The 891-nt window shown below is 54.0% G+C and carries 1 protein-coding gene and 1 pseudogene; one reads left to right on the forward strand and one right to left on the reverse strand.

Annotation, left to right across the window (positions count from 1 at the left end; genetic code table 11):
* The coding region (gene ruvB / locus ACTHUR_RS12610; RefSeq protein ID WP_440398826.1) for a Holliday junction branch migration DNA helicase RuvB at positions 1–542 on the forward strand (542 nt) is incomplete at its 5' end.
* A gap of 164 nt (positions 543–706) precedes the next feature.
* Here the strand turns inward: ruvB and ACTHUR_RS12615 are convergent.
* A pseudogene (locus ACTHUR_RS12615) lies at positions 707–891 on the reverse strand (ribulose-phosphate 3-epimerase); the annotation flags it as partial.

An 891-nucleotide genomic window follows, 5' to 3' on the forward strand; every position in this document is an offset into this window, starting at 1 on the left:
TCACGCTCGTCGGCGCAACCACCCGTGCAGGTATGCTGACCAACCCTCTGCGCGACCGCTTCGGCATCGTTGCCCGTTTGGAGTTTTACCAAAATCAAGACCTTGCCACCATCGTCCGCCGTTCCGCACAATTACTGCAACTCGACATGGGCGAAGAAGGCGCGATGGAAGTCGCCAAACGCAGCCGAGGGACGCCCCGCATCGCCAACCGCCTGCTGCGCCGCGTACGCGATTTTGCCGATGTGAAAAACAACGGCGTAATCGATGCCGCCGTTGCCGATGCCGCTTTAAGTATGCTGGATGTGGACGCACAAGGTTTGGACGTCATGGACAGAAAATTCCTCGAAGCCATCCTGCACAAATTCAGCGGCGGCCCCGTCGGCCTTGACAACGTTGCCGCCGCCATCGGCGAATCTACGGACACCATCGAAGACGTGATCGAGCCTTACCTTATCCAACAAGGTTTCCTGCAACGCACCCCGCGCGGCAGAATGGCAACCGAACGCGCCTACCTGCACTTTGGCTTGAAAATGGAAAAATAAGTGTTGATCAACACAAAAAGGTCGTCTGAAAACCCGATTTTTGGTTTTCAGACGACCTTTTGTTATCAGCGTAGTTGGTGCGGATAGATTTTAAAGCAGAGCAAGGTAATCAAGTCTGAGAAGATACAGAGATTGAGAAACGATTTGCCAAGCAGTTCAGCACATTAGACCACAGAAGCCAGTTCCGCCCTCATAGCATCAATCACCGCCTTATAGTCCGGCTTCCCAAAAATTGCCGAACCTGCCACAAAAGTATCGGCACCCGCCGCCGCGACGGCAGCGATATTGTCGGTTTTGATGCCGCCGTCCACTTCGATGGTAATGTGCCGTCTGCTTTGCGCTTCATACT

It is taken from the genome of Neisseria sp. P0021.S007 (assembly GCF_051956855.1).